At 39.1% G+C, this 20,546-nt stretch carries 15 protein-coding genes; 4 read left to right on the forward strand and 11 right to left on the reverse strand.

Annotation, left to right across the window (positions count from 1 at the left end; all coding sequences use genetic code 11):
• Positions 1–15 precede the first annotated feature (15 nt).
• The 7 genes from IC621_RS19725 to IC621_RS19755 all read right to left on the reverse strand — a co-directional run bounded on the left by IC621_RS19725 (position 16) and on the right by IC621_RS19755 (position 10,162).
• The gene (locus tag IC621_RS19725; protein WP_224752670.1) at positions 16–279 is read right to left on the reverse strand and encodes a hypothetical protein; all 264 of its coding nucleotides are present in this window, start codon (positions 277–279) and stop codon (positions 16–18) included.
• A complete protein-coding gene (locus IC621_RS19730) occupies positions 266–2,419 on the reverse strand; it encodes a Mu transposase C-terminal domain-containing protein (RefSeq protein WP_191160646.1) in 2,154 nt (717 codons plus the stop codon). The genes IC621_RS19725 and IC621_RS19730 overlap by 14 nt, the downstream gene beginning before the upstream one ends.
• Positions 2,416–3,255 carry a TnsA endonuclease N-terminal domain-containing protein gene (locus tag IC621_RS19735; protein ID WP_191160648.1) on the reverse strand — a complete coding sequence of 280 codons (840 nt, stop codon included), beginning with the start codon at positions 3,253–3,255 and terminating at the stop codon, positions 2,416–2,418. Before IC621_RS19735 ends, IC621_RS19730 begins: the two co-directional genes overlap by 4 nt.
• A gap of 152 nt (positions 3,256–3,407) precedes the next feature.
• Positions 3,408–5,210, reverse strand: a complete 1,803-nt coding sequence (gene glmS / locus IC621_RS19740) for a glutamine--fructose-6-phosphate transaminase (isomerizing) (protein ID WP_191160650.1) — start codon at positions 5,208–5,210, stop codon at positions 3,408–3,410.
• 721 nt (positions 5,211–5,931) lie between these two features.
• Positions 5,932–7,107: an MGDG synthase family glycosyltransferase gene (locus tag IC621_RS19745; protein WP_191160652.1), complete on the reverse strand. Its 1,176-nt coding sequence runs from the start codon at positions 7,105–7,107 to the stop codon at positions 5,932–5,934.
• A gap of 26 nt (positions 7,108–7,133) precedes the next feature.
• Entirely contained in the window at positions 7,134–9,467 is a 2,334-nt protein-coding gene (locus IC621_RS19750) for an ABC transporter permease (RefSeq protein WP_191160654.1), read from the reverse strand.
• Entirely contained in the window at positions 9,464–10,162 is a 699-nt protein-coding gene (locus IC621_RS19755; protein ID WP_191160656.1) for an ABC transporter ATP-binding protein, read from the reverse strand. Before IC621_RS19755 ends, IC621_RS19750 begins: the two co-directional genes overlap by 4 nt.
• A gap of 944 nt (positions 10,163–11,106) precedes the next feature.
• Here IC621_RS19755 and IC621_RS19760 point away from each other — a divergent pair.
• From IC621_RS19760 to IC621_RS19775, 4 genes are all read left to right on the forward strand, one after another.
• Complete coding sequence (locus tag IC621_RS19760; RefSeq protein WP_191160658.1) at positions 11,107–12,465, forward strand: glycosyltransferase; 1,359 nt, start codon at positions 11,107–11,109, stop codon at positions 12,463–12,465.
• Positions 12,466–12,604: 139 nt separating this feature from the next.
• Positions 12,605–13,501 (forward strand): UTP--glucose-1-phosphate uridylyltransferase GalU, encoded by an 897-nt coding sequence (gene galU / locus IC621_RS19765; RefSeq protein ID WP_191160660.1) that lies wholly within the window; start codon positions 12,605–12,607, stop codon positions 13,499–13,501.
• Between the two features lie 13 nt (positions 13,502–13,514).
• On the forward strand, positions 13,515–14,864 hold the full coding sequence (locus IC621_RS19770) for a UDP-glucose dehydrogenase family protein (RefSeq protein WP_191160662.1): 1,350 nt from the start codon (positions 13,515–13,517) through the stop codon (positions 14,862–14,864).
• Between the two features lie 168 nt (positions 14,865–15,032).
• Positions 15,033–15,824 carry a hypothetical protein gene (locus tag IC621_RS19775; RefSeq protein WP_191160664.1) on the forward strand — a complete coding sequence of 264 codons (792 nt, stop codon included), beginning with the start codon at positions 15,033–15,035 and terminating at the stop codon, positions 15,822–15,824.
• Between the two features lie 385 nt (positions 15,825–16,209).
• Here IC621_RS19775 and IC621_RS19780 read toward each other — a convergent pair whose 3' ends face one another.
• From IC621_RS19780 to IC621_RS19795, 4 genes are all read right to left on the reverse strand, one after another.
• Positions 16,210–17,163 (reverse strand): DUF6454 family protein, encoded by a 954-nt coding sequence (locus IC621_RS19780; RefSeq protein ID WP_191160666.1) that lies wholly within the window; start codon positions 17,161–17,163, stop codon positions 16,210–16,212.
• Positions 17,164–17,325: 162 nt separating this feature from the next.
• Positions 17,326–18,021 carry an HD domain-containing protein gene (locus tag IC621_RS19785; protein WP_191160668.1) on the reverse strand — a complete coding sequence of 232 codons (696 nt, stop codon included), beginning with the start codon at positions 18,019–18,021 and terminating at the stop codon, positions 17,326–17,328.
• Positions 18,022–18,039: 18 nt separating this feature from the next.
• Positions 18,040–18,774 carry an MBL fold metallo-hydrolase gene (locus tag IC621_RS19790; RefSeq protein WP_224752675.1) on the reverse strand — a complete coding sequence of 245 codons (735 nt, stop codon included), beginning with the start codon at positions 18,772–18,774 and terminating at the stop codon, positions 18,040–18,042.
• Complete coding sequence (locus IC621_RS19795) at positions 18,774–20,528, reverse strand: ABC transporter ATP-binding protein (protein ID WP_191160672.1); 1,755 nt, start codon at positions 20,526–20,528, stop codon at positions 18,774–18,776. The genes IC621_RS19790 and IC621_RS19795 overlap by 1 nt, the downstream gene beginning before the upstream one ends.
• Between the last annotated feature and the right edge of the window lie 18 nt (positions 20,529–20,546).

Raw genomic sequence — 20,546 nt, forward strand, 5'->3', positions numbered from 1 at the left:
ATAAACATCGCGACTTTATTTTAAATCTACAATAGGTAAAGGCTGTGTAAAGGTTTTAACTCTTTTCAAAATATGATAGCGAATATTAACTTCTCGAGCCTTATCTTGATTTGTGATACGTGGTGTAACCATGAAACGGTCTAATACATCATCCTCTGAAAAAATCGGAGGAAGAGCTTCAATGAATGGATTTTGGTCATACTCTGACAAAGGTTGCTCTTTATATGCTGCTTTCTCGAAATCACCCTTTAAAACAACAATGTCTTCATTCTTTTTCAAACTCCTCATCTCTTTTCTTTCTCAATTTTTCCATAAGACGAGCATTATTTGACTTAGTTATGGGTTCATCTACTTTTTGCTTAGTTGAAAAATCAATAATCTCTGCTACCTGTGATGCTGCATTGGGGCTTAAGTCAAACTGTTCTTCTTTACGATTCATGCGTTTTTCTACATTTTTATTTTCACGGATTGACCGTAACCTCTCAGCCTTACTCTTCGGTTCACTTTCCGTTTGTTTCTTGTCTTTTTCAGCCCTTTTAATAATTTCTTCAATGGCTGTATCTACGTTTACTGATAATTGGATTTGATTCGTTTTTTCTAGTTCTTCTAACTCACGTTGTAGTTGTTGTTGGAAAAGAATATCCTCTAAGAAATTTTCTTTATATTGTTGGCTAGGCCCTAACATTACACATATGTCATAATCCATACCATCATCATGAGGAATATAGATTTTCTCAATATTACGTGGATCATAGACTATATTTATGCTTTTATTTTTTAATTTTAAGTACCACTGTTCCTCAAGAGCTTTGTCAGAACCATATAATAAATTTTTAAACTTAATTCCTGCTCGTGATATAGTTGCCTTACCTTTTGGCAAAACATTAAGTCTAAAAATTTTTCTTTCTATCGTTCTTGGACGCCCTTTGCGGTTCTGCACTCCCCAATTCCACAAATTTATTGGCGAAGGGACCAGTTCATCCGCAATCATCTCTTTTTCCATTGGATACTTTTCAATAATCTTTAAATTATGATACAGTACCATTTGGATAATGATTTGTGTAAACTCTTTTAGATTCAACGTAGCATGTAAACGATAATCCATATCTCCACGTTCTCTAAACTCTTTTTGAATAGCTCCTGGTGCCTTCTTCTTTATTTTTCCATTAATAGTACGAAACTTTCTTTCTACAATCCCTTTTAAATCTCCACGATAGGCAGAAGTATTCTCAATCTTGATATTTAAATTGTTTATCAAATTCTCAACTGCATAGCCTTCAAATTCACCTCTATCAGCTATAATAATTTCCGGTATATGATGAGAAGGCCATTGTTCTTCTGTAATATCGATTTGATACTGTTTGCAAAATTCTACTTTATCACTAACCATGTTATCTAGTGCCATCATTGCCCCTAACCAAGATGGCCCCTCTAAACCTATATAAATTCCAGTAAGCAATCTAGAATACACATCGATAACCGCATAAATTACAGGTCTACCTATTACCTTACTTCTATCTATAGCACTTGCTAAATAAATATCTGCAATTGTTGCGTCAATTTGAAATCGAGTGCCTGGCCCATTTGTTTCCATCTTCGAATTACTAATTAATGGCCGATACTTTAATTCATATTCCTTTGCACTTTTTCTAAATTGAATATCCTTTTTAGGGTCTTCGAATTTTTTGAACCAATAGTAAAATTGATGATAGGTTGGTACACGATTTGAATCCCAAATCTTATATTTTAACGTCCCATTCTCTTTATATCTATGAGAATAAAAATCTCGTAATAAGAAGTTATAAACATCCTTTAAGGAATATTGATTTGTCGAACGATAATATTTATTAATAACATGCTCAAATTGTATCTTTATCTCATTTGTAATATTGATACCGTATTGATTTTCTCCATTGCTATTAATATTTCGGGGTCTCCCTACCTTATTTTCATCTAATTTCCTTGTTTGACCATGTCCACCTGATTTAAAATAATCAGGCAATAATGCATTCTTGTTCATCCCTCTTTGCCAATACCGACTAAGTAATCTTTTAACTTTTGTTTTACTAACACCACTCATCTTTGCGATTTTACTCAAAGTATTTTCACGACCGCGTTTTTTTAAAAGGGTATCCATTATAGGCAAACAATATTGCTCTATTACTTGCAATCCCTCGTCTCTTTTTAAAATCTGTACCTCAGTTAAGTCTTTATCTTCAATTGCTTTTGCAAAAGGATCGCTAATTAATAACAATTTTTCTTGCTCAAGTTCTGATTCAATACTACTCAGTAATATTTCGCTAGGCATTGAAGATACTGCATCTATATCTACATAAAACGTCATTGGATCTACAATTTCTATGATTCTAATGCGCTTATTATCTTCAACATATTGATAAACACGATTAACTAAGATCATCCATATTTCACCTTCTCTAGGATGTTATTTTCAATACTAACTATTTCAATTATTTCATCTACTCTTAGTTCTTGAGATAAATCTACACTAATTGCTTTATTGATGATTAAATGATAAAAAATACTCAGACCACTTCCACTGGCTAAATTCGTATCCTTATCAAATTGATTTGATATTTCTCTTATAGTCATTATTGGATTCAACAATCTTTTTATATATTCCAATTTTAGGTCCTCTAACAATAAATTTAACATTCCTTGAAAATTTTCAAAATGAGAGATAGTGTAGTATGAATGGATATAACTGATATTTCGGGCATATATCTTATCAATTTCCTCTTCAGTAACGATTGCCCAATTAGTATCTCTCCTACTCCAATATTCACGTTCAATTTCAAATTTTTGAGTGATACGCTCATTGAACAAGTCTTCTTTGCTCTTTACTGTTCTGGCAACATCTACTTGTTGGTTTCTATTTTCAACTGTTAATACAAAATCGGTTGTCATCACAACATATTCACCTGTTTTTGGATGTCTTGGATGTTCTATTCCTAACTCATCTGCAATTAAAATCGTTTCTTCATGAGGTAATAAAGGAAATTGCTCACGAATATCAAAAACAGAATCAGAAAATTCAGTTAAATAAAAGTAGTTTCGTTCCAAATCCGATAAAAACTCATGCTGTCTTCCCGTTTTAATGCCCTTTAGCCTTGTTGACCGACCTAATGAAGAAACGTCTTGAATCTTTAGCCATGGTTGATAATCTGCACCGATTCCTGCCCCACGACCTTCCTTAATCCACTTTTCAATATTAGATGTTCTTTTTCTTTTTGACATAAAAACACCCCTTTAGATAATCATATCTAAAGGGGTAAAACGGTGCAACTTTATTATAAACGGTTAAACTTTGTTTTAAACGGTCGAACTTTATTATAAACGGTTGAACTTTATTTTAAAGCCACAAAAACCTCTACCGGCCGTTTATCTCCCTACTCAACCGTAACCGACTTAGCCAAATTCCTCGGCTTATCGACATCACAGCCGCGGTGAAGGGCTGCGAAGTAAGCGATCAGCTGCAGTGGGACAACTGAGACTAGCGGAGTTAAGGATTCATGCACTTCTGGAAGGACGAAGCGGTCGTCTTCTTCTTCAAGTCCCTTAAGGGAAATAATGCATGGATTGGCTCCGCGTGCGACGACTTCCTTTACGTTTCCGCGGATGCTCAGGTTTACGTGTCCTTGGGTAGCAAGCGCGATGATTGGTGTGCCGTTTTCAATTAGGGCGATTGTACCGTGTTTTAGTTCTCCTCCAGCAAAGCCTTCTGCTTGGATGTAGGAGATTTCCTTGAGCTTCAATGCGCCTTCAAGGCCTACATAGTAATCGACTGCACGGCCAATGAAGAAGCAGTTGCGTGTTGTTGATAAATATTCACGCGCGATGTAGTCCATTTCTTCTTTTTGGTCACAAAGAGCTTCCATCGCATTGGCGGCAATACCGAGTTCTTTCACAAGGTCAAACTCTAAAGAGTGTCCTTTGCTTTCAGCCGTTTTGGCCGCCAGGATTGCTAATACCGCAATTTGTGCTGTATAAGCTTTTGTTGAGGCAACAGCAATTTCAGGACCTGCATGAAGCAATAGGGTGTAATCTGCTTCACGTGAAAGGGTAGACCCAGGTACGTTCGTAATTGTTAAAGCTTTATGTCCAAGCGCTTTAATTGTAACAAGGACCGCCCGGCTGTCTGCTGTTTCCCCGCTTTGAGAAATAAAAATGAACAGCGGGTTTTCAGATAATAGCGGCATGTTGTAGTTGAATTCACTTGCCACATGTACTTCTACTGGTACTTTTGCCCAGCTTTCAATGAACTGTTTTCCAACCAAACCAGCATGGTAGCTTGTTCCGCAAGCGATAATATAAACACGGTCTGCTGCATTTACTGCATTTGCAATATCATCATTAATTTTCACGCTGCCTGCTTCGTTTTGGTATTCTTGGATGATTTTGCGCATGACAAGCGGCTGCTCGTCAATTTCTTTTAACATGTAATGAGGGTAAGTGCCCTTCTCAATATCACTTGCATCTAATTCTGCTGTATATGGTGAGCGGTCTACCACTTCACCATTTAACGTTTTAATAACAACCTGCTCACGAGTAACTAGAACCATTTCTTTGTCCATAAGCTCAACATATTGATTTGTTACTTGCAGCATCGCCATTGCGTCAGATGCTACTACGTTGAAGCCTTCGCCTAGTCCAACAAGCAATGGACTTTTGTTCTTCGCAACAAAAATTGTCTCAGGATTTTGCTCGTCTAAAAGAGCAATCGCATAAGAACCTTTTAAAAGAGATAACGTTTGACGGAAAGCTTCTTCAACAGTTTCCCCTTGCTGAATAAACTTTTCAATCACTTGAACGACAATCTCTGTATCTGTATCACTTTTCAAAGATATATCTTGTAAATATTCACGCTTCAATTGCATGTAGTTTTCAATTACACCGTTGTGAACAAGTGTAAAGCGGCTAGATGCACTTTGATGCGGGTGAGCATTTACCCTGCTTGGCACACCATGTGTTGCCCAGCGCGTGTGACCGATTCCAGCAGTAGTTGTCACACTTGTATCAACTGATTCACGTAAAATGGCAATACGGCCCTTTTCCTTAAATACGTGTATACCATCGTGGTTAGTAACTGCAATACCTGCAGAATCATACCCGCGGTATTCCAATTTTTCAAGGCCGCGTAATAAAATTTCCTTTGAATCTTGTTGACCAATATATCCTACAATTCCGCACATAATTAATTCTTCCTCCCGAATTGTAAAGGGACAAAGAGGCCGGGGACCTTCATCGTCCCCTCACACATGTTTTATTTTTGAGATCGATTAAGCTCCTCTCTTTGTACACAAGGTTGCCCCTATGGTTTAAAGAGTCGCGTTCGGTTGTAATCGTGCAACCGGGAGGCATCCGCCGAAGAATCGATTAACCTCCTCCTCGTCAACTAAGCTATCGTCCGTCAGCTTAGTTCAGGCGCTATCTAATGATTTAGTCTTTCCTATGCTCCTTTCCATTTTTAGAATAAAAACACAGAAATAATCATACTATAATCTATTGAAAATCGTCAATCATTACAAAAAATTGACCAATTGATCGAATCCATATAGTATATGAGATTTTTCCACATATCGTGCCTTTTTTCATCTGTTTCAGCTTTCATAAAGAGGTATTTTTTCCTAGAACCCCTTATTATTCACCTATAATGGCCGATATTAGGATTGATAAGGTTATATCTATATGGATAGGTAGTATTAAACGCTAGTAGATTCTTCTTGTTTTTATTCTATTAGGTATAGGAGATGACCAAATCTAATATAGATATTACGAGCGTTTGAAAGCTTGCAATTTACAAGAAAGGTTGTAATTCCATGACTGAAATTTTTGAACTGATACGTACTGTCTACCATATGGCTTATATTATCGTACTAGGCACAGGCTGCCTCTTTATCTACTACCATTTAATTAAACATTAGCATCCAGGCTGGCATAGATTTTTGACAATATGGAATCGATCATTTCATCATGCTGACTAGGTGGATTCATGATGTTTTCATGAATGAAATGAAATAATTCTTCATTCGATTCGACTTCGATTTCATTTAAATAATCAAACCTGTTTTTCCTCATTCTAAATTCCATTGCTTCATTGTTTAATCTTGCAAATAGCTGCTCTTCAAGCGGTTCTGTTGACTCTAATCGATGAATCACCCCCTTTAGCTCTAAATAAGCTAAGTTCATTTCTTCTTGTCCTGGCAGGACAGAATGGATAAAGATTGGCAAATTTTTCTTTAGCGCTTCGCTTGTTGTCACCCCCCCGGGCTTCGTAATAATTGCATCAGCCCACTCATATAGTTCATTCATACTTTGCGGGCTCGAAATATATGAGAGCGGAATGATTGCTTCCGAGTTCAGCTCAGACAGCTGTTGAAATAACCTGTGGTTAGACCCGCACAAAACCCGGTACAGGGCAGAATGACTTTCTTCTACTTGCTCTAAAAGAGAAAAGTTTTCTCCGAGTCCTTGGCTTCCGCCTGCAACCAAAATATGAAGCTTGTCGCTTTTTTTCTTTATTCGTTTTTTCGATTTAATTGCATCATGGGTCAAAATACCTGTCACAATCACTTGACCTGATGGTACACCCTCAGCTATTAATCTCTCTTTCACATCTTTGTTCGGAACAAAGTGCCAATCCGTTCCCTTTGATCCCCACAGACCATTAATGAAAAAATCGGTGTAACAATTGATCACCGGAGCATGACATACACCGTATTCCTTTAGCTTACTGACAAGCAAGGAAGTAAAGCTGTGTGTACAAACAATCAAATCTGGCTGTTTTTGTGAAAGCAAGGTCTCCATCTTTTCCAGAAAAAGCACTTCATACGTGTAATGTAATAAAGCTGAGGACTTATTGAAAAATTTCTGATAAAAAGAGCTGTAGAAGCTCGGAAAACGGGTGATCCCTTTCATATAATATTTTGAAATAAATTGTTCAAAAGGCTTGCTGAAATAGCTTAAAAAATCCACCTTTTCACATATGATCTCCGGGTTGTTTTTACTAAAGGAATCCATCAAAGCCTCAGCTGTTTGATGGTGTCCCGAGTTCATTGTAAAAAGAGGTAAAAAAAGTACTTTTTTCATTTCCATCTCTCCTGCAGCTTCCGTTTTTAACTACGTTCAATCAATTCTCTAACAGGCTGATTTGCCGCTTTCCTTGCAGGCAAATAGCTTGCAGCTATTCCAATGAATACACTTATAATCAGCCAAAAGCCAGCTCCGCTGAGCGGATATACATGGATTAGCGATGAGTTCAATAATGTTTGCCCCAGCTGTCTAGCTAAATAAAGGTGCAGCGGATAGGATAATAGAATAGAACATGCTGAACTAAGAACTGCGACTAGTAAGCCTTCTCCTATAAATAACTGATAGACCCTTAATTTAGATCCTCCCATAGAACGAATAATTCCCAAGTCATTTCTTCGTTCAAACACATTAGCACTCATGGCCGTCATTAAATTAACGGCTCCAACGATTATGAATAAAAAGCCCACGACAACTAAAGCAAAAATAATTGTTTGGATAATAGCCTCAGGGCGATTTTGCCGTTCCTCCTCAGATTCTACTGATTGAACGGCAATATTGTTTGCTTCAAAACGTTTTTCGCCAGCATCAATCACCTTTTGAATCCCCTGTTTATTTGGATTTTCAGCTTGAACAGCCAAACGGTTCACCGTGTTTGTTTCCATCCATTTATGGTAAGCATCCAGATCTAAATACACAGCAGGGCCTTCTAATTGTCCGCTAATAACACCACTAATTTTCCATTCTTTTTCTTTCCCGCCTGTTTTTAATCGAATCTTATCACCCTTGTTCAAGTTTTCACCTAATAAATCCTTCATATCTTGATTGATCACTACTTCATCCTTTTGAAAGCTCCATATACCCTGCAGCATGTTAGGCTGGAAAAAGGTAGTTTCTTTAGGCAGAGCTACCAGCTGGGAATTCCGAGTTGTTCTGTCATTTCCTTGATATACTTCCGTGTTCCGAACAGTCCAGCCCTCTGCATCTTTTGAGCCTTCAATCTTTTTCGCCAGCGTCAGCAGGTGATCATTAGGGATTTGCCCGCTTAGGGTCCATTCCACATCATAATTAGAAAACTTTTGAATATGGTCAACCGTTGCAACCAGAGAGCTGTATAAAGCAGTACAGGCTATAATCACCGCTCCCCCGAATGACAGCATCAATAGATTCGTAACCCATTGGACCTTTTTGGTCATCGCTTGGCGAAAAATAAGAGTTTCATAATGAAAAAAATGGCTTTTTCCTTGTTTCTTCTTTAGCGTTGATGCAACAGGAATCCTCTGTAAGCCTCTTGCAACTGGGAGCATCAACACCCGAATCAATGGGAAGATCATGGCAAGTGCGGGCACAACATAGGCTGCACCTAAAATAATCGCCCCCACCTCCATCTGAAAATAAAACGGAACATTTACTAAATGAAGCCTGTTTGTTAAAGATGTGGAAAAAAGGTGAGCCGCACTATAACTAACAGGAATAGAAATAAGGGCAGTGAAAGTCCCAATCATGAAAACCGTCATTCCAAGCTGCTTGATAAAATAGATACTAGTGGCCCCTAAAGATTTAAAAACGCTCATTTCACTCATTTTTTCTAAAATCATCCGGTAAAATAGATGTCCCACAAGAATAATACCCAGCAAACAAGCTAATGATCCCAAGATCACTAATAAAAGAAGAACCGAATGGACGATAAGTTCGCGAATATTCTCTGTTTCACTTGTTAATACTGTCCGTGACACGTTAATTTCTTCATTTTCAAGCTTTTGAGTAATATCTGAAGTTGCTTGATCAATTTGTCTAGCCCCATCAACAGTCACTTGAACAATATTATTAGCATTTTGTCCTCCTAAGCTTTCAAATGTCTCAGGGGTTACATACACATATCCCTGCCCGCTGAATTCACTCGGAATTTGATCGTAATCACTTATTACTCCTTTGACCACTAATTCAGTTGATTTTCTGCCTGGCAATTGAAGGTTAACCTTTTCTCCGGCAGTAAGATTATAATATTCAGCTGAGCTTTTTTCTATATAAACTCCTTTTTGAAACGTATCCTCCTTTGTTTCAAATTTTTGAATACGGTAATTTCCTTCAGCAGGTAACCGTGTGAGCTCCACATTCCTTAACTGGCCATCTACCTCCAGTCTGGCTCTTGATTCGAACTTTGCTTCTGCCTCTTGTATCCCTTTAAGCTCCTGAAGCTCGGAAACTACTTCTTTTGTAAATGAATTCGTGTAAAAGGTGATGTCAGCCTTATTTGTCTCCTCATTTGTATGAAGCAGCGCCTTTTGAAAATGAAGATTCGTATTTAAAAGCGTGCCTATTAAAATTAAACAAATGCTGATAGAAAATACGATCATCCATGTCCGTGCTTTATACCCTTTAAGATTCCGCCACGCATTTTTCATATAGATTGGAGTCATATTAATCTCTCATGGTCTTGAATTCTGTTATCTCCAGAGACCTTTCCGTCTTTTACATGGATGGTTCTCGATACACGTTCTGCAAGGTCTTGGTCATGGGTTACCATTACGATTGTCTTCCCCTCACCTACTAATTGTTCGAAAAGCGCAAAGATCGATTGAGAATTTTCACTATCAAGATTTCCTGTTGGTTCATCTGCCATTAATAATGGCGGATCATTAGCAAGAGCCCTTGCAATTGCTGCACGTTGCTTTTCTCCGCCAGATACATAATCTGGAAAATAGTGAATGCGTTCTTTCAGGCCGACTGATTCAAGCAATTCAGAAGCGCGTCTTTTTCTAGCCTTTCGGGAAACCCCTCTACTTAATTCCATCGGAAGCATAACATTTTCTAATAATGTGAGAGTTGGGATGAGGTGAAAGGACTGAAAAACAATTCCTATATTTGAGCTTCGCCACTTTGTTAACCTCCTGTTAGAAAGACTCGATAATTCTGTTCCATTTATATGAATGGATCCAGAAGATGGGAAATCGATTCCAGTTAACATGTTTAGGAGGGTTGACTTTCCACTGCCTGACTTTCCAATAATCCCCACAAATTCATTCGGTTGGATTTGAAAGCTGACATTATGCAAAGCATAGTTTGTGTTTCCTCCAATTTTATAAGTTTTTGTTACATTTTGGAGTTCAATCATGTTGATCTTTCTCCCCTCTCATTGCCTAGCTCAGGTGGTTCACAAGCATGCCCTGCCTAGCCTAGAGCGCCCGCCTCCCAAAAAGATCGCTTTTTTCCTTAATAGAGGGGGTTGTCTTGTGACCCGTGATACGGACTGAGCTATGGAGCTGGACAACGATAGTTTCAAATAAATTCTTGCTTACCGTTGTAATTCGTCTCCATCTGGATGTTTTTTCCTTTATGCAATGCTCTTCTGCACTAAATTTCCAATATCGTTCTCTTTTTGGCAAAAATAATTTCTCTCTTCCCATTTAATAACACGTGAACATTCCATTCGCAATAGAGCTCCAATAAACCCCATGGTAATTCAATCCTTTTAACATGAATATTTTCTTAGATGAAAATAGTATAAATAGAGTTTATTTTCCATTTTTATCCACCAATCCAGGTTCTTTTAATCTTTAAGGCTTATGTATTTTGGTTTTTTTTGTAAATACGTGCGAAAAAAGTAGATACGTGTACTCATTTTTCCCGTTAATTTTAAAGCTTTTTCAAAGATTCTCTATAGTTCTCAATTTTTTCAAATTTTTTTTGAAGTCCTTTTCCTCCAATATTACAAAAATGTTAAATTCATTTACAATTCAAATTACCCTTTATTCACAAGGGATTTTCAAGCTTTAGTGCAGGAAGAATTCCTTTGAAAAGCGGCTCTAAAAAGAAAAATTGTTACAGTTGTGACAAATTTATATAGTGTTTTATGTGAGTGCGCTTACACATTAGCAATATTAAGTTCTTTTCTGCTTTACATAGATAAAGGGGCTATTTGTCACAGGAAGAACGTCAGATTGAAAAGAAGCCCAAAAATACTTAATCTAATTTTGACGAATCGGCTCGGGAATTGCTGAGGAGGGAGCCAGTCAGTTCGTTTTGTTTTGAAATTATGAAATTGAGAGGAGAGCTATAATGGCGAAAGCTGAACAAGATCTATCTGCAGTTCGTTCTTTAGAATTAAACACGTCGAAAAAATTGACTATGAAGCAGAAGACATTTGTCATCACACTATTCATCCTAATTGTTGCTTCGCTTTTCTTAGTAAATTCGTTCGCGTCTGACAAATTGAATTTAACAATAGGAATTTATGGGTCAGTGATGATTTCCTATCTATTAGGGAAAATGCTGTTATCGTTCAAATACAAAGCAGTTGAAGGGGATCCCCCTGATTTAAAGGTTTCGGTTGTCATTCCCTCCTACAATGAAGAACCTGAAGCTGTATTAGGAACGATTGAAAGTATATTAAAACAGGATTATCCCGTGCATGAGATTTTTGTCATTGATGACGGTAGTAAAGATACTTCCGCTTACGAAGCATCTTTAAAACTGAAAAAAGATCTCACGGAGTGGTCAAAGGAAACAGCTGCTAATATTTCTGGCGGAGATCCGTCCTACAAACTTCCAAACTTAATTGTTCATCGCCTGCCAAAAAACCAAGGAAAGCGTCATGCACAAATATGGGCTTTTGAAAGGGGCACCGGTGATGTTTTTATAACTGTTGATTCTGACTGTTCTGTCTTCTCAAACGCTGTAAGAGAACTCTTAAAACCGTTTAATAATCCTGAAGTTAAGGCTACAACAGGTCACGTCAACATACGAAACCGTACGGATAATGTCCTTACTCGTTTGATTGATATGCGTTACGATAATGCGTTCCGTGTTGAGCGTGCTGCTCACTCTGTTACGAATAATGTATTAGTATGCAGTGGTCCATTAAGTGCATACCGCAAGGAAGTCATCCTCAAGAACCTTGATCATTATGGGAACCAAACATTCCTAGGTGAAAAAGTTCAGCTTGGAGATGACCGTTGTCTGACAAACTATGCGATTCGTGAAGGAAAAACTCTATATCAAGAAACTGCTCGTTGTATTACTGATGCACCAACATCTCTTAGAACGTTATTAAAGCAACAATCCCGCTGGAATAAATCATTTTTCCGGGAGAGTTTAATTGCTTTGAAAATTGGTTTAAACAAACCTAATGTGTTCGTTTGGGTTATGCTTGAAATGTTTTTATGGATTGCTTTTGGTATTTCACTCGGTATCGCTATTTACATTTCGTCTGTTACAGTAGGATGGATTATGTTAATCTACTACTTTGCCTTTATTACGATTTCTGCCTATGCAAGGAACGTATTCTATGCGTATAAGAGGCCGTTTACCTTTTTAATGGCGCCTATATATGGAATTTTGTTCTTGTTCTTGTTGTGCCCTCTTCGTTTCTGGGCTCTATTAACAATTCGTTCTAACTCTTGGGGAACTAGAGGTTAAAGGAAAAAGGACGGAGCTTAACTATCATTAGGAAGAAGCAACACCCTAATCAAAATACGGCTCAGGCCAGCTCCATTCCTTACGCACAAAACGCCAATCGGGTTTTTTCATAATAACTGAGGATGGGAGATGGACGTTCATGAAAATACGTAAAGCAATAATCCCAGCAGCAGGACTCGGCACGAGATTCCTGCCTGCTACAAAGGCACAGCCTAAAGAAATGCTTCCAATCGTTGATAAACCAACGATTCAATACATTGTTGAAGAAGCTGTACAATCAGGGATTGAGGATATCATTGTTATTAGCGGACGCGGCAAACGTGCCATTGAAGATCATTTCGATAAAGCCTATGAACTAGAGGAAACTCTTTATAAAAAGGAAAAATTTGATCGTTTGCAAGAAATTCAAGAAATCTCAAATATGGTGAACATACATTATATTCGCCAGAAAGAACCGCGCGGATTAGGACATGCTATCAGCTGTGCTAGCAGCTTCATTGGAAATGAACCATTTGCCGTCTTGCTTGGAGATGATATTGTTCGTTCTGAAAAGCCATGTCTGGCTCAACTTATCGATGTCTATGACAAGTATGAATCTTCTGTTGTAGGTGTGCAGCAAGTAGCACGTGAAGATGTTTCCAAGTATGGAATTATAGCACCTTTAAATAATAAATCCTTAGATAATGGCGTTCTTTCTTTAGCTTCAGTTGTGGAAAAACCATCTGCTGATGAAGCCCCTTCGGATTTTGCAATTATGGGGAGATACATTTTAACTCCTGAAATCTTCTCGATTCTTAAGGACCTGCCGCCTGGATCTGGTAACGAAATTCAGCTGACAGATGCGATTAAATTGCTAAACGAAATTCAAACTGTACTTGCTTACGATTTTGCAGGAAAACGGTATGATGTTGGAGATAAATTTGGGTTTATTAAAGCAACCATCGATTTTGCGTTAGAGCGGGATGACCTAAATTCACAAGTCCAGTCTTATCTTAGTGAACTAGTAAAAAATAACCCTTTCATTGTTTCAAAATAAGGAGGAAATGTATATGAAAATCGCCGTTATTGGGACAGGTTATGTTGGATTAGTGACAGGGGTTTGTTTAGCAGAAGTTGGTCACCATGTTACATGTATTGACATAAATGAAGAAAAAGTTGAAAAGCTTAGAAAAGGAATCCCTCCTATCTATGAAAAAGGCTTGGACGTATTAATGATCGATAATATTGATCGTAATCGCCTTAAATTTACAACTGTCCATAAAGAGGGCTTGAGTGATGCTGAAGTTGTCTACATTGCCGTAGGAACTCCTCAAAGTGCGGATGGATCAGCAGACTTAACCTACATCTACCAAGCAGCAAAAGATATTGGTGAACATGTTAACCGCGATGTATTAGTCGTTACAAAAAGCACGGTACCACTTGGTACAAACTTTCAAGTAAAAGAGATTGTTGAGGATCATGTTAAGGGACCATTTAAAGTCGAGGTTGCTTCTAATCCTGAGTTTTTAAGAGAAGGCTCTGCTGTTTACGACACCTTTAACGGCGACCGTATCGTTATTGGAACAGAAACAGAAGAAGCTGCGGCCATTCTTGAAAAAATTAATGAGCCGTTTGATATCCCTGTATTAAAAACAAGTATTACAAGTGCAGAGATGATTAAATATGCATCGAACGCCTTTTTAGCTACGAAAATATCGTTTATTAATGAAATTGCTTCACTTTCTGAAAAAGTTGGCGCTGACATATCTGATGTGGCAAAAGGAGTCGGACAAGACCATCGTATTGGCTCTCAGTTCCTGAATGCAGGTATTGGATATGGCGGTTCATGCTTCCCTAAAGACACGCAGGCACTCGTTCGCATTTCTGAAGAGGTAGAACATGATTTTAAATTATTAAAATCTGTTATTGACGTAAATGCACGTCAAAAAACGACTTTATTTGAAAAAGCGAAAAAACGGTTTGGTACGCTTAAAGGAATGCGTGTAGCATTACTCGGACTTGCATTCAAGCCTGAAACAGATGATATGAGAGAAGCCGCTTCTATTGAAATGGCGAACGCATTGACAGCAGAAGGTGCAGAGGTAATTGCCTACGACCCGATCGCGATGGAAAATGCAAAAAAAGTACTTCCAGAATCTGTTCAATATGCTGAAAATATTGAGAACGCCATTAAAGATGCAACTGTTGTGTTTATTCTTACAGACTGGAAGGAAATCAAAGAAAAAGCTCTCTTGTTCTCTTCCCTATTCATGAAAAAGCCGATTATTTTTGATGGCCGCAATTGCTACTCTCAAGAAGAAACGGAAAAAGTTCAAGTAGAATATTACTCTGTTGGCCGTTCTGCAGTAAATGAACGTGCAATTCATGATTCAAACAAGCAGCTGGCTGCTTCATTCTAGTCTAAAGCCCAAGGCACGAATCCTTCAGTGATAAGCATATGACGATCCGTCAGAAAGGTTGTACTTTAACCCTTTTGACGGATTGGTTTAAAATACACTCACTATCATTCTTTAATCGTTTAGTAACTTAATTAACATAAAAATTCAATACTGAAAGGGAGTAAGTTGATGAAAAAACTAGTATCTGCTCTGTTTGTTGCTGTTTTAGCCCTGCAAGTTTCAAGTGTCAGCTTTGCTAGTGAGCCTGTCTCAGCCAAAAGCCAGCACCACGAAAAAGTGATTGAACAGTTAGATAAGGTTGAAGATCTAAACGCCAGCATTCGCTTAGAAGACCGCACGATTAAAGTGAAGTATCAAGAAAAAACGGAAACCGTTAAAGTTACAGTGAAAAAGGATTCTGAAAAACAAAGTTATGAATGGACTAATGAGGAAATAAAAGAAAAGATTAGAGAACTTGCTAAAAACATCGAAATTGACGACACTTGGAATAAAGAAGAATTAGCAAAAAAATTTGCTAAAGCGTTGAATCGCTTACCTTCAGAGATCATCAGCATTGATTCTGACCTCCACTTTGCACCAGATCACAAAATCTCTTTTTCCTTTAAACAAGGAAAAGACAACGAAACACTTCAATCTTACTTACCTACTAACTTAGACCTTAACATCTCCGGCAAAAACGGACAGTACTATAACATTCACTACAAGCTTCAAGGGGACACAATAAAAGTAAACATTCAGAAGAATACGGCAAACGGCAAAAAGTCTCTTAAAGGCTTATCAGCCCTCATGGAGCTAGCCAGATTAAAGGGTGTTATTATCCCTGATTCAGATATGGAGTTTTCAAACTATCTCAAATCCGTATCAAAAGAACTCGGAATTCCAGCAGCAGAAATTGAAAAAGTAGTAGTGAAAACAAAATTTGATAACGAAGCAAAAGCGGACTTCCGTTATACACGATAACCTTTTATATGGACCAGGCACCTTGAATTTGGTGCCTGGTCCATTTTTTAAAGCTATGTATTTAATATAAAAATTAAAAGATTTATAAATCTGATTCATATAAATATATTTGTAGAAAATGATTATGCAATCTTTTGTTTTTCATAATTACAAATTTTTCACAAGAATACATCTAAATTTACTAATGAAAAAGCTGTTCATGGGATTTACCTTCAACTCTTTTTGATCTAACATTTTCCGACTGCCTATGGATTATTCAGGTGCACCTTGTTGAAGGTAGAGTATTACACGCACAAGAAGCGCCCTCCTGATCAGAAGAGACGCTTCGCTTTTTCCACATTATATCACTTAAATCAAAAGTCCTTATGCAATTTACCCAAACCTTCTAGTTATTTGTAAGATTAGTTGTTTCATATACCAGCAAGGATGCTTCATCGTCATCCGGAACAGCGTAAAGCCGCAGCTGTTGACCTGCTCTCTCCAGGAACACCGGGTTACGGGTAATGACGTGTCCTTGTGGTGAAAACTCCATTAATGGCACTTCATGAATCGGATTTAACTTTTTCATATCAATCAGGGCAAGTCCACCTAACTCATAAGGCTTAAAATTCCCAGATGCAGGGTTTGGCAATTCAGAAATCCCGCTGCAAACCATTTTAGCTTGTCCTATCCCTTCACAGTCCTGATAATCAATAAAATGACTTGGGTTTTCTTTTACTTGCTGCTGTTTCCCTTTTTTATTCCATTCATAGAATTTACGCGATCCCCAGCTCACTCCTTTAAGTTTTCCGCTTTGGTCGTCGCGAACCAGCCCTCCAATATGGTCATCAACCGAGAATGCTTTTTCTGCTTTCATGGTCTTAGGGTCTACTTTATAAACAATGGATTTGCTGTCAGGTCGATATTCGGCCACAGGAACCCAGATAGACTTTCCGTCGAATGCAATGCCGCCCGGGTGATATATATTTCCTTCACCTAGTTTGATGTCCTTCAGCAGTTTACCTTGTTTGTTAAAAACAAACAAGTGACCGATTCCTTTTCCAGGAGTGCGATCATAACCATCACGAGGTTGATCATACTTCGTCGTTTTTTCGATGATTTCCACAGAGGACATATAATAGAGATCACCGATTCGAGTCATACCCTGCGGGTGATAGACATTAAATTGTAGATCAATCTTTTCCTTTTTCTGCCACTGCGTATTACGGGAAAGCTGTTGGAACTGTTCGTCTAGTTTTTGCTCTTTTGCGCTACTTTCGTGCAATTGAGACATTGCCAAAGCGGTGGATGCGCCACCAATCAAAAGGGTTACGGTAACGATGAATATTATTTTCTGCATGATTCTCCTCCTATTTAGTTTAAACTTCAACATAAATAGTTTAAAATACGTTTATGAAATAGAGGTTAATCTAGTGTAAAAATTAACATAAATTAAAGACCAAATTGAAGCGTGCACCCCAATAGGATTAAAATGCCTATCATAAACTATAAAAAGAGCTGTTCATCCAAAACTATAGTCTTCTAATTCCTGTTCGAATTGAACTAAGTAGGCCTTCAAAAAAGCATGGCGTTCTAAAGCCAATTTTTTCCCTGATAGGGTGTTCATCTGATCTGGCAATCGAAGTAATTTCTCATAGAAGTGCCGGTGAACCGATCCGCACGGCTTCATGTTCGAATTAAACACGTAATTACGGTCGAAATGGCTTTCTTGCATTGGTAAGCCATGGGCTCCGCCGAACATAAACGCTCTGGCAATCCCTACGGCGCCCAAAGCATCCAATCGATCAGCGTCCTGTAAGATTTGCGCATTAAGCTTAAGCGGCATGTTATCTTGTTGGACCCCATACATCTCATGGACCGAAATTGCATCGAGAATCGCTTCGAAAGCGTCCTCTCCTAGAAAAGGAACGACCTTCGGATAGAAAGCCTTGCGTAAAAGCTCAATAGCCTCTGGACCGAAATGAAGAATGCCATGGCTCTTTTCTTCTTCACGGAAGTAGTCATGCAAAAGACCAGCTACCATTGCAGTATACGGTTCTATTCCCAAATCTACGGCCAGGTTTTGGCTCAATTTCATCACACGCAATGCATGGAAATAATCGTGTCCAGTTGAGTCGTTTTCAGTCTTGGTCTGTACGTCCTGCATAATAGCCGAGATCCAGCCGGCCATACTTGCTTTGATTGAGTTAGGTTGCATTTTCACTCTCCTCCGTTTTTACCAGGATAACCATTCATGCTGCCGCAGCAAGTTCATACCATTTAAATCATTCGGGTTCCAACCTGCCGGAAGCTCACTGTAATGCATCAGATACAACTGCTTTCTCACAGCTTCTGGATATGACAAGAGGCCCTTGAAGCTGGCATGAACCACAGCGTGTTTGAACTGTACGTCGTGATAAAAGACGTTAATACCTTCACGAATTAACCTCTCGATCAACAGTTTATTCTCTACCATGTCTCCGCTGTAAAAGAATCGTCCGTCCAATACAAGAGAACAGCTGAAACGGGAAGGGACATGCTCAGTTTGAAGCCAATAAGCAGACAGGCCGTTTAGGGAAAAGATTTCACGTTCTTTGACCCAATGAATCTCAAAAAAATGCTCCAGCCTGGTATTTCCCCCTGCCGGGTCCTCTAGTCTACCCCTTAGCGTCTGCTCCCAAAGCACCGGTTTAAGAGGAGCGGGAACCCATAATTTTAGCTTTCGCCCTGCTACATAAGCTCCATAGAGAGCAGCTTCATCCAGCCCACCGCAATGATCATAATGCAGATGAGTCAAGAAAATACCACTGATATTCTCGAAATCCATATTTATATCCGCAAGGCTGCTCCAGGCAGTAACCCCACAGTCAATTAGAAAGTAGGCTCCTTTCGATTCAAGGAGAGCGTTATTGTTATATGTTTTTTTAGAAAAGCCATTTCCCACGCCAAGCATCATGATACGAAATGGCATCACAACAGCTCACTCTCCTGAAAGCGATCCATGTGACCGGCTTTACTCACCATTCTCTCTACGAATTGGTCTGCAGTAAGTGCAGGCACCGTCCAACCCAGTGAGGAGGTCAGCTGGACAACTGGAGGTGGGGTAATTCTGCACTGCCTCAGCTCTTGTAATCTTGAAAATACTGACTCCGTCGTGTCGTCCATCATAATCGTCCCTTTGGACATCACAACCGTCCGAGGGACATAATCGGCTACCACCCGCATGTCATGGGTCAGGAGCAGAATCGTAACCCCTTTTTTCCACAGCATTTGAATATAGTCCATCATTAGCCGGCATCGAAGCCCATCTAATCCAGTGGTCGGTTCGTCAAGGATAATGGCGGCCGGTCGCAGCGCCAAAATGCTTGCAATCGCCACTCTTCTCCGCTCTCCCCTGCTTAAAAAATGAGGGTGCTCCTTCAGATGCCGGTCGATTTGGAGAAGGGATGCTACTTCTTCTACACGGGAGGTAATTTCTGCTTTGCCCAGCTTCTGCAGTTTCAAACCGAACGCAATTTCATCGTATACAGTCTGTTTGAACAACTGGTAATCAGGGTTTTGAAAAACATAACCTACGGACTGGATCATCTCATTGGCTCGATAGCTGGATTGGGCCTTGCCTCGGATGATTATTTCCCCTCCATCCGGCTTCAAAAGCCCTGTAATTAACTTGCAAAGCGTTGTTTTACCAGAACCATTTTGTCCGATTAATGCCACAAACTCTCCTTGTCGGACGGTAAAATCCACCGATTTTAAAGCCAGTTCCTCTACATTGTAAGAGCGGTAAGCAAACGATACCTTTTTCAATTCAATCAATGGTTGAATTGGAGCCTGCTTGTTCGAAGGCATGACGCTTTGTGCTTTCGAATGATTATGCTTAACCGGATAAGCTTCAGTACGCAGCATTTCATTGAGTAACTCTGTTACAGTCAGAGGATCACTCGCCAGATTTTCACGAAGTACCTTTAGCTTCATTCGCTTAGCTATTTCTACAACCTGAGGCATAGGGAGTCGTTCAAGTCCCTCAGTTTCATATAACCGGGAGGGATGTGAGTCAGCAATAAGTTTTCCTTCTTCGATAACAAGTACCCGATCGGCATAAGGTAAGGTGACATCCAAATTATGATCAACGAAAATCACCGTATAATTCCACTTCTTGTTAAGGTGCCGAATCGTTTGGATGACCATTTCTTTCCCGAGCGGATCTAATTCTGCAGTCGGCTCATCAAGAACGATCACTTTTGGTTCAAGCATCAGACATCCTGCAATTGCCACTAGCTGCTTCTGCCCCCCTGACAATTCTAAGGGGGAGCGGTGAAGCAAGGGCCGAACATCGATTTGATCTAACACCCTCTCTAAACGGTGATCGATCTGTTCTGGGGACATGCCTAGATTCTCCAATGGAAATACCAGCTCTTCCTGCACGGTTGACCTTACCAATTGCCATTCAGGATCCTGGAGTACCGTTCCCACAATAGAAATCAGTTCATGGGGAGGTGTTTGTTGAACATTTCGTCCGTTCACGGTAATGCTGCCTTGAATCACGGAACCCTCAATCTCATTTGGAATTAAACCATTGACGGAAAAACATAACGTTGACTTCCCCCCTCCACTCGGACCAATCACAGCAACAAACTGTCCGAACGGGATAGAAAGATTGATTTGCTGAAGCAGCTGCTTTGCTTGGTCATTATAAGCACATGAAAAATCACGTATTTCGATCATTGATTTGGTAATCCCCCT

This window comes from Metabacillus arenae (assembly GCF_014773385.1).
GTDB classification, from domain to species: domain Bacteria; phylum Bacillota; class Bacilli; order Bacillales; family Bacillaceae; genus Metabacillus_D; species Metabacillus_D arenae.

Excerpts from the sequence above, each read along its gene's own strand:
- IC621_RS19730 (WP_191160646.1), bottom strand. The coding sequence starts at position 2,419 with ATGATCTTAGTTAATCGTGTTTATCAATATGTTGAAGATAATAAGCGC.
- IC621_RS19735 (WP_191160648.1), bottom strand. The coding sequence starts at position 3,255 with ATGTCAAAAAGAAAAAGAACATCTAATATTGAAAAGTGGATTAAGGAA.
- IC621_RS19775 (WP_191160664.1), top strand. The coding sequence starts at position 15,033 with ATGAAAAAACTAGTATCTGCTCTGTTTGTTGCTGTTTTAGCCCTGCAA.
- IC621_RS19750 (WP_191160654.1), bottom strand. The coding sequence starts at position 9,467 with ATGACTCCAATCTATATGAAAAATGCGTGGCGGAATCTTAAAGGGTAT.
- IC621_RS19795 (WP_191160672.1), bottom strand. The coding sequence starts at position 20,528 with ATGATCGAAATACGTGATTTTTCATGTGCTTATAATGACCAAGCAAAG.
- IC621_RS19790 (WP_224752675.1), bottom strand. The coding sequence starts at position 18,774 with ATGCCATTTCGTATCATGATGCTTGGCGTGGGAAATGGCTTTTCTAAA.
- IC621_RS19780 (WP_191160666.1), bottom strand. The coding sequence starts at position 17,163 with ATGCAGAAAATAATATTCATCGTTACCGTAACCCTTTTGATTGGTGGC.
- IC621_RS19755 (WP_191160656.1), bottom strand. The coding sequence starts at position 10,162 with ATGATTGAACTCCAAAATGTAACAAAAACTTATAAAATTGGAGGAAAC.
- IC621_RS19785 (WP_191160668.1), bottom strand. The coding sequence starts at position 18,021 with ATGCAACCTAACTCAATCAAAGCAAGTATGGCCGGCTGGATCTCGGCT.
- IC621_RS19760 (WP_191160658.1), top strand. The coding sequence starts at position 11,107 with ATGGCGAAAGCTGAACAAGATCTATCTGCAGTTCGTTCTTTAGAATTA.
- glmS (WP_191160650.1), bottom strand. The coding sequence starts at position 5,210 with ATGTGCGGAATTGTAGGATATATTGGTCAACAAGATTCAAAGGAAATT.
- IC621_RS19770 (WP_191160662.1), top strand. The coding sequence starts at position 13,515 with ATGAAAATCGCCGTTATTGGGACAGGTTATGTTGGATTAGTGACAGGG.
- IC621_RS19745 (WP_191160652.1), bottom strand. The coding sequence starts at position 7,107 with ATGAAAAAAGTACTTTTTTTACCTCTTTTTACAATGAACTCGGGACAC.
- galU (WP_191160660.1), top strand. The coding sequence starts at position 12,605 with ATGAAAATACGTAAAGCAATAATCCCAGCAGCAGGACTCGGCACGAGA.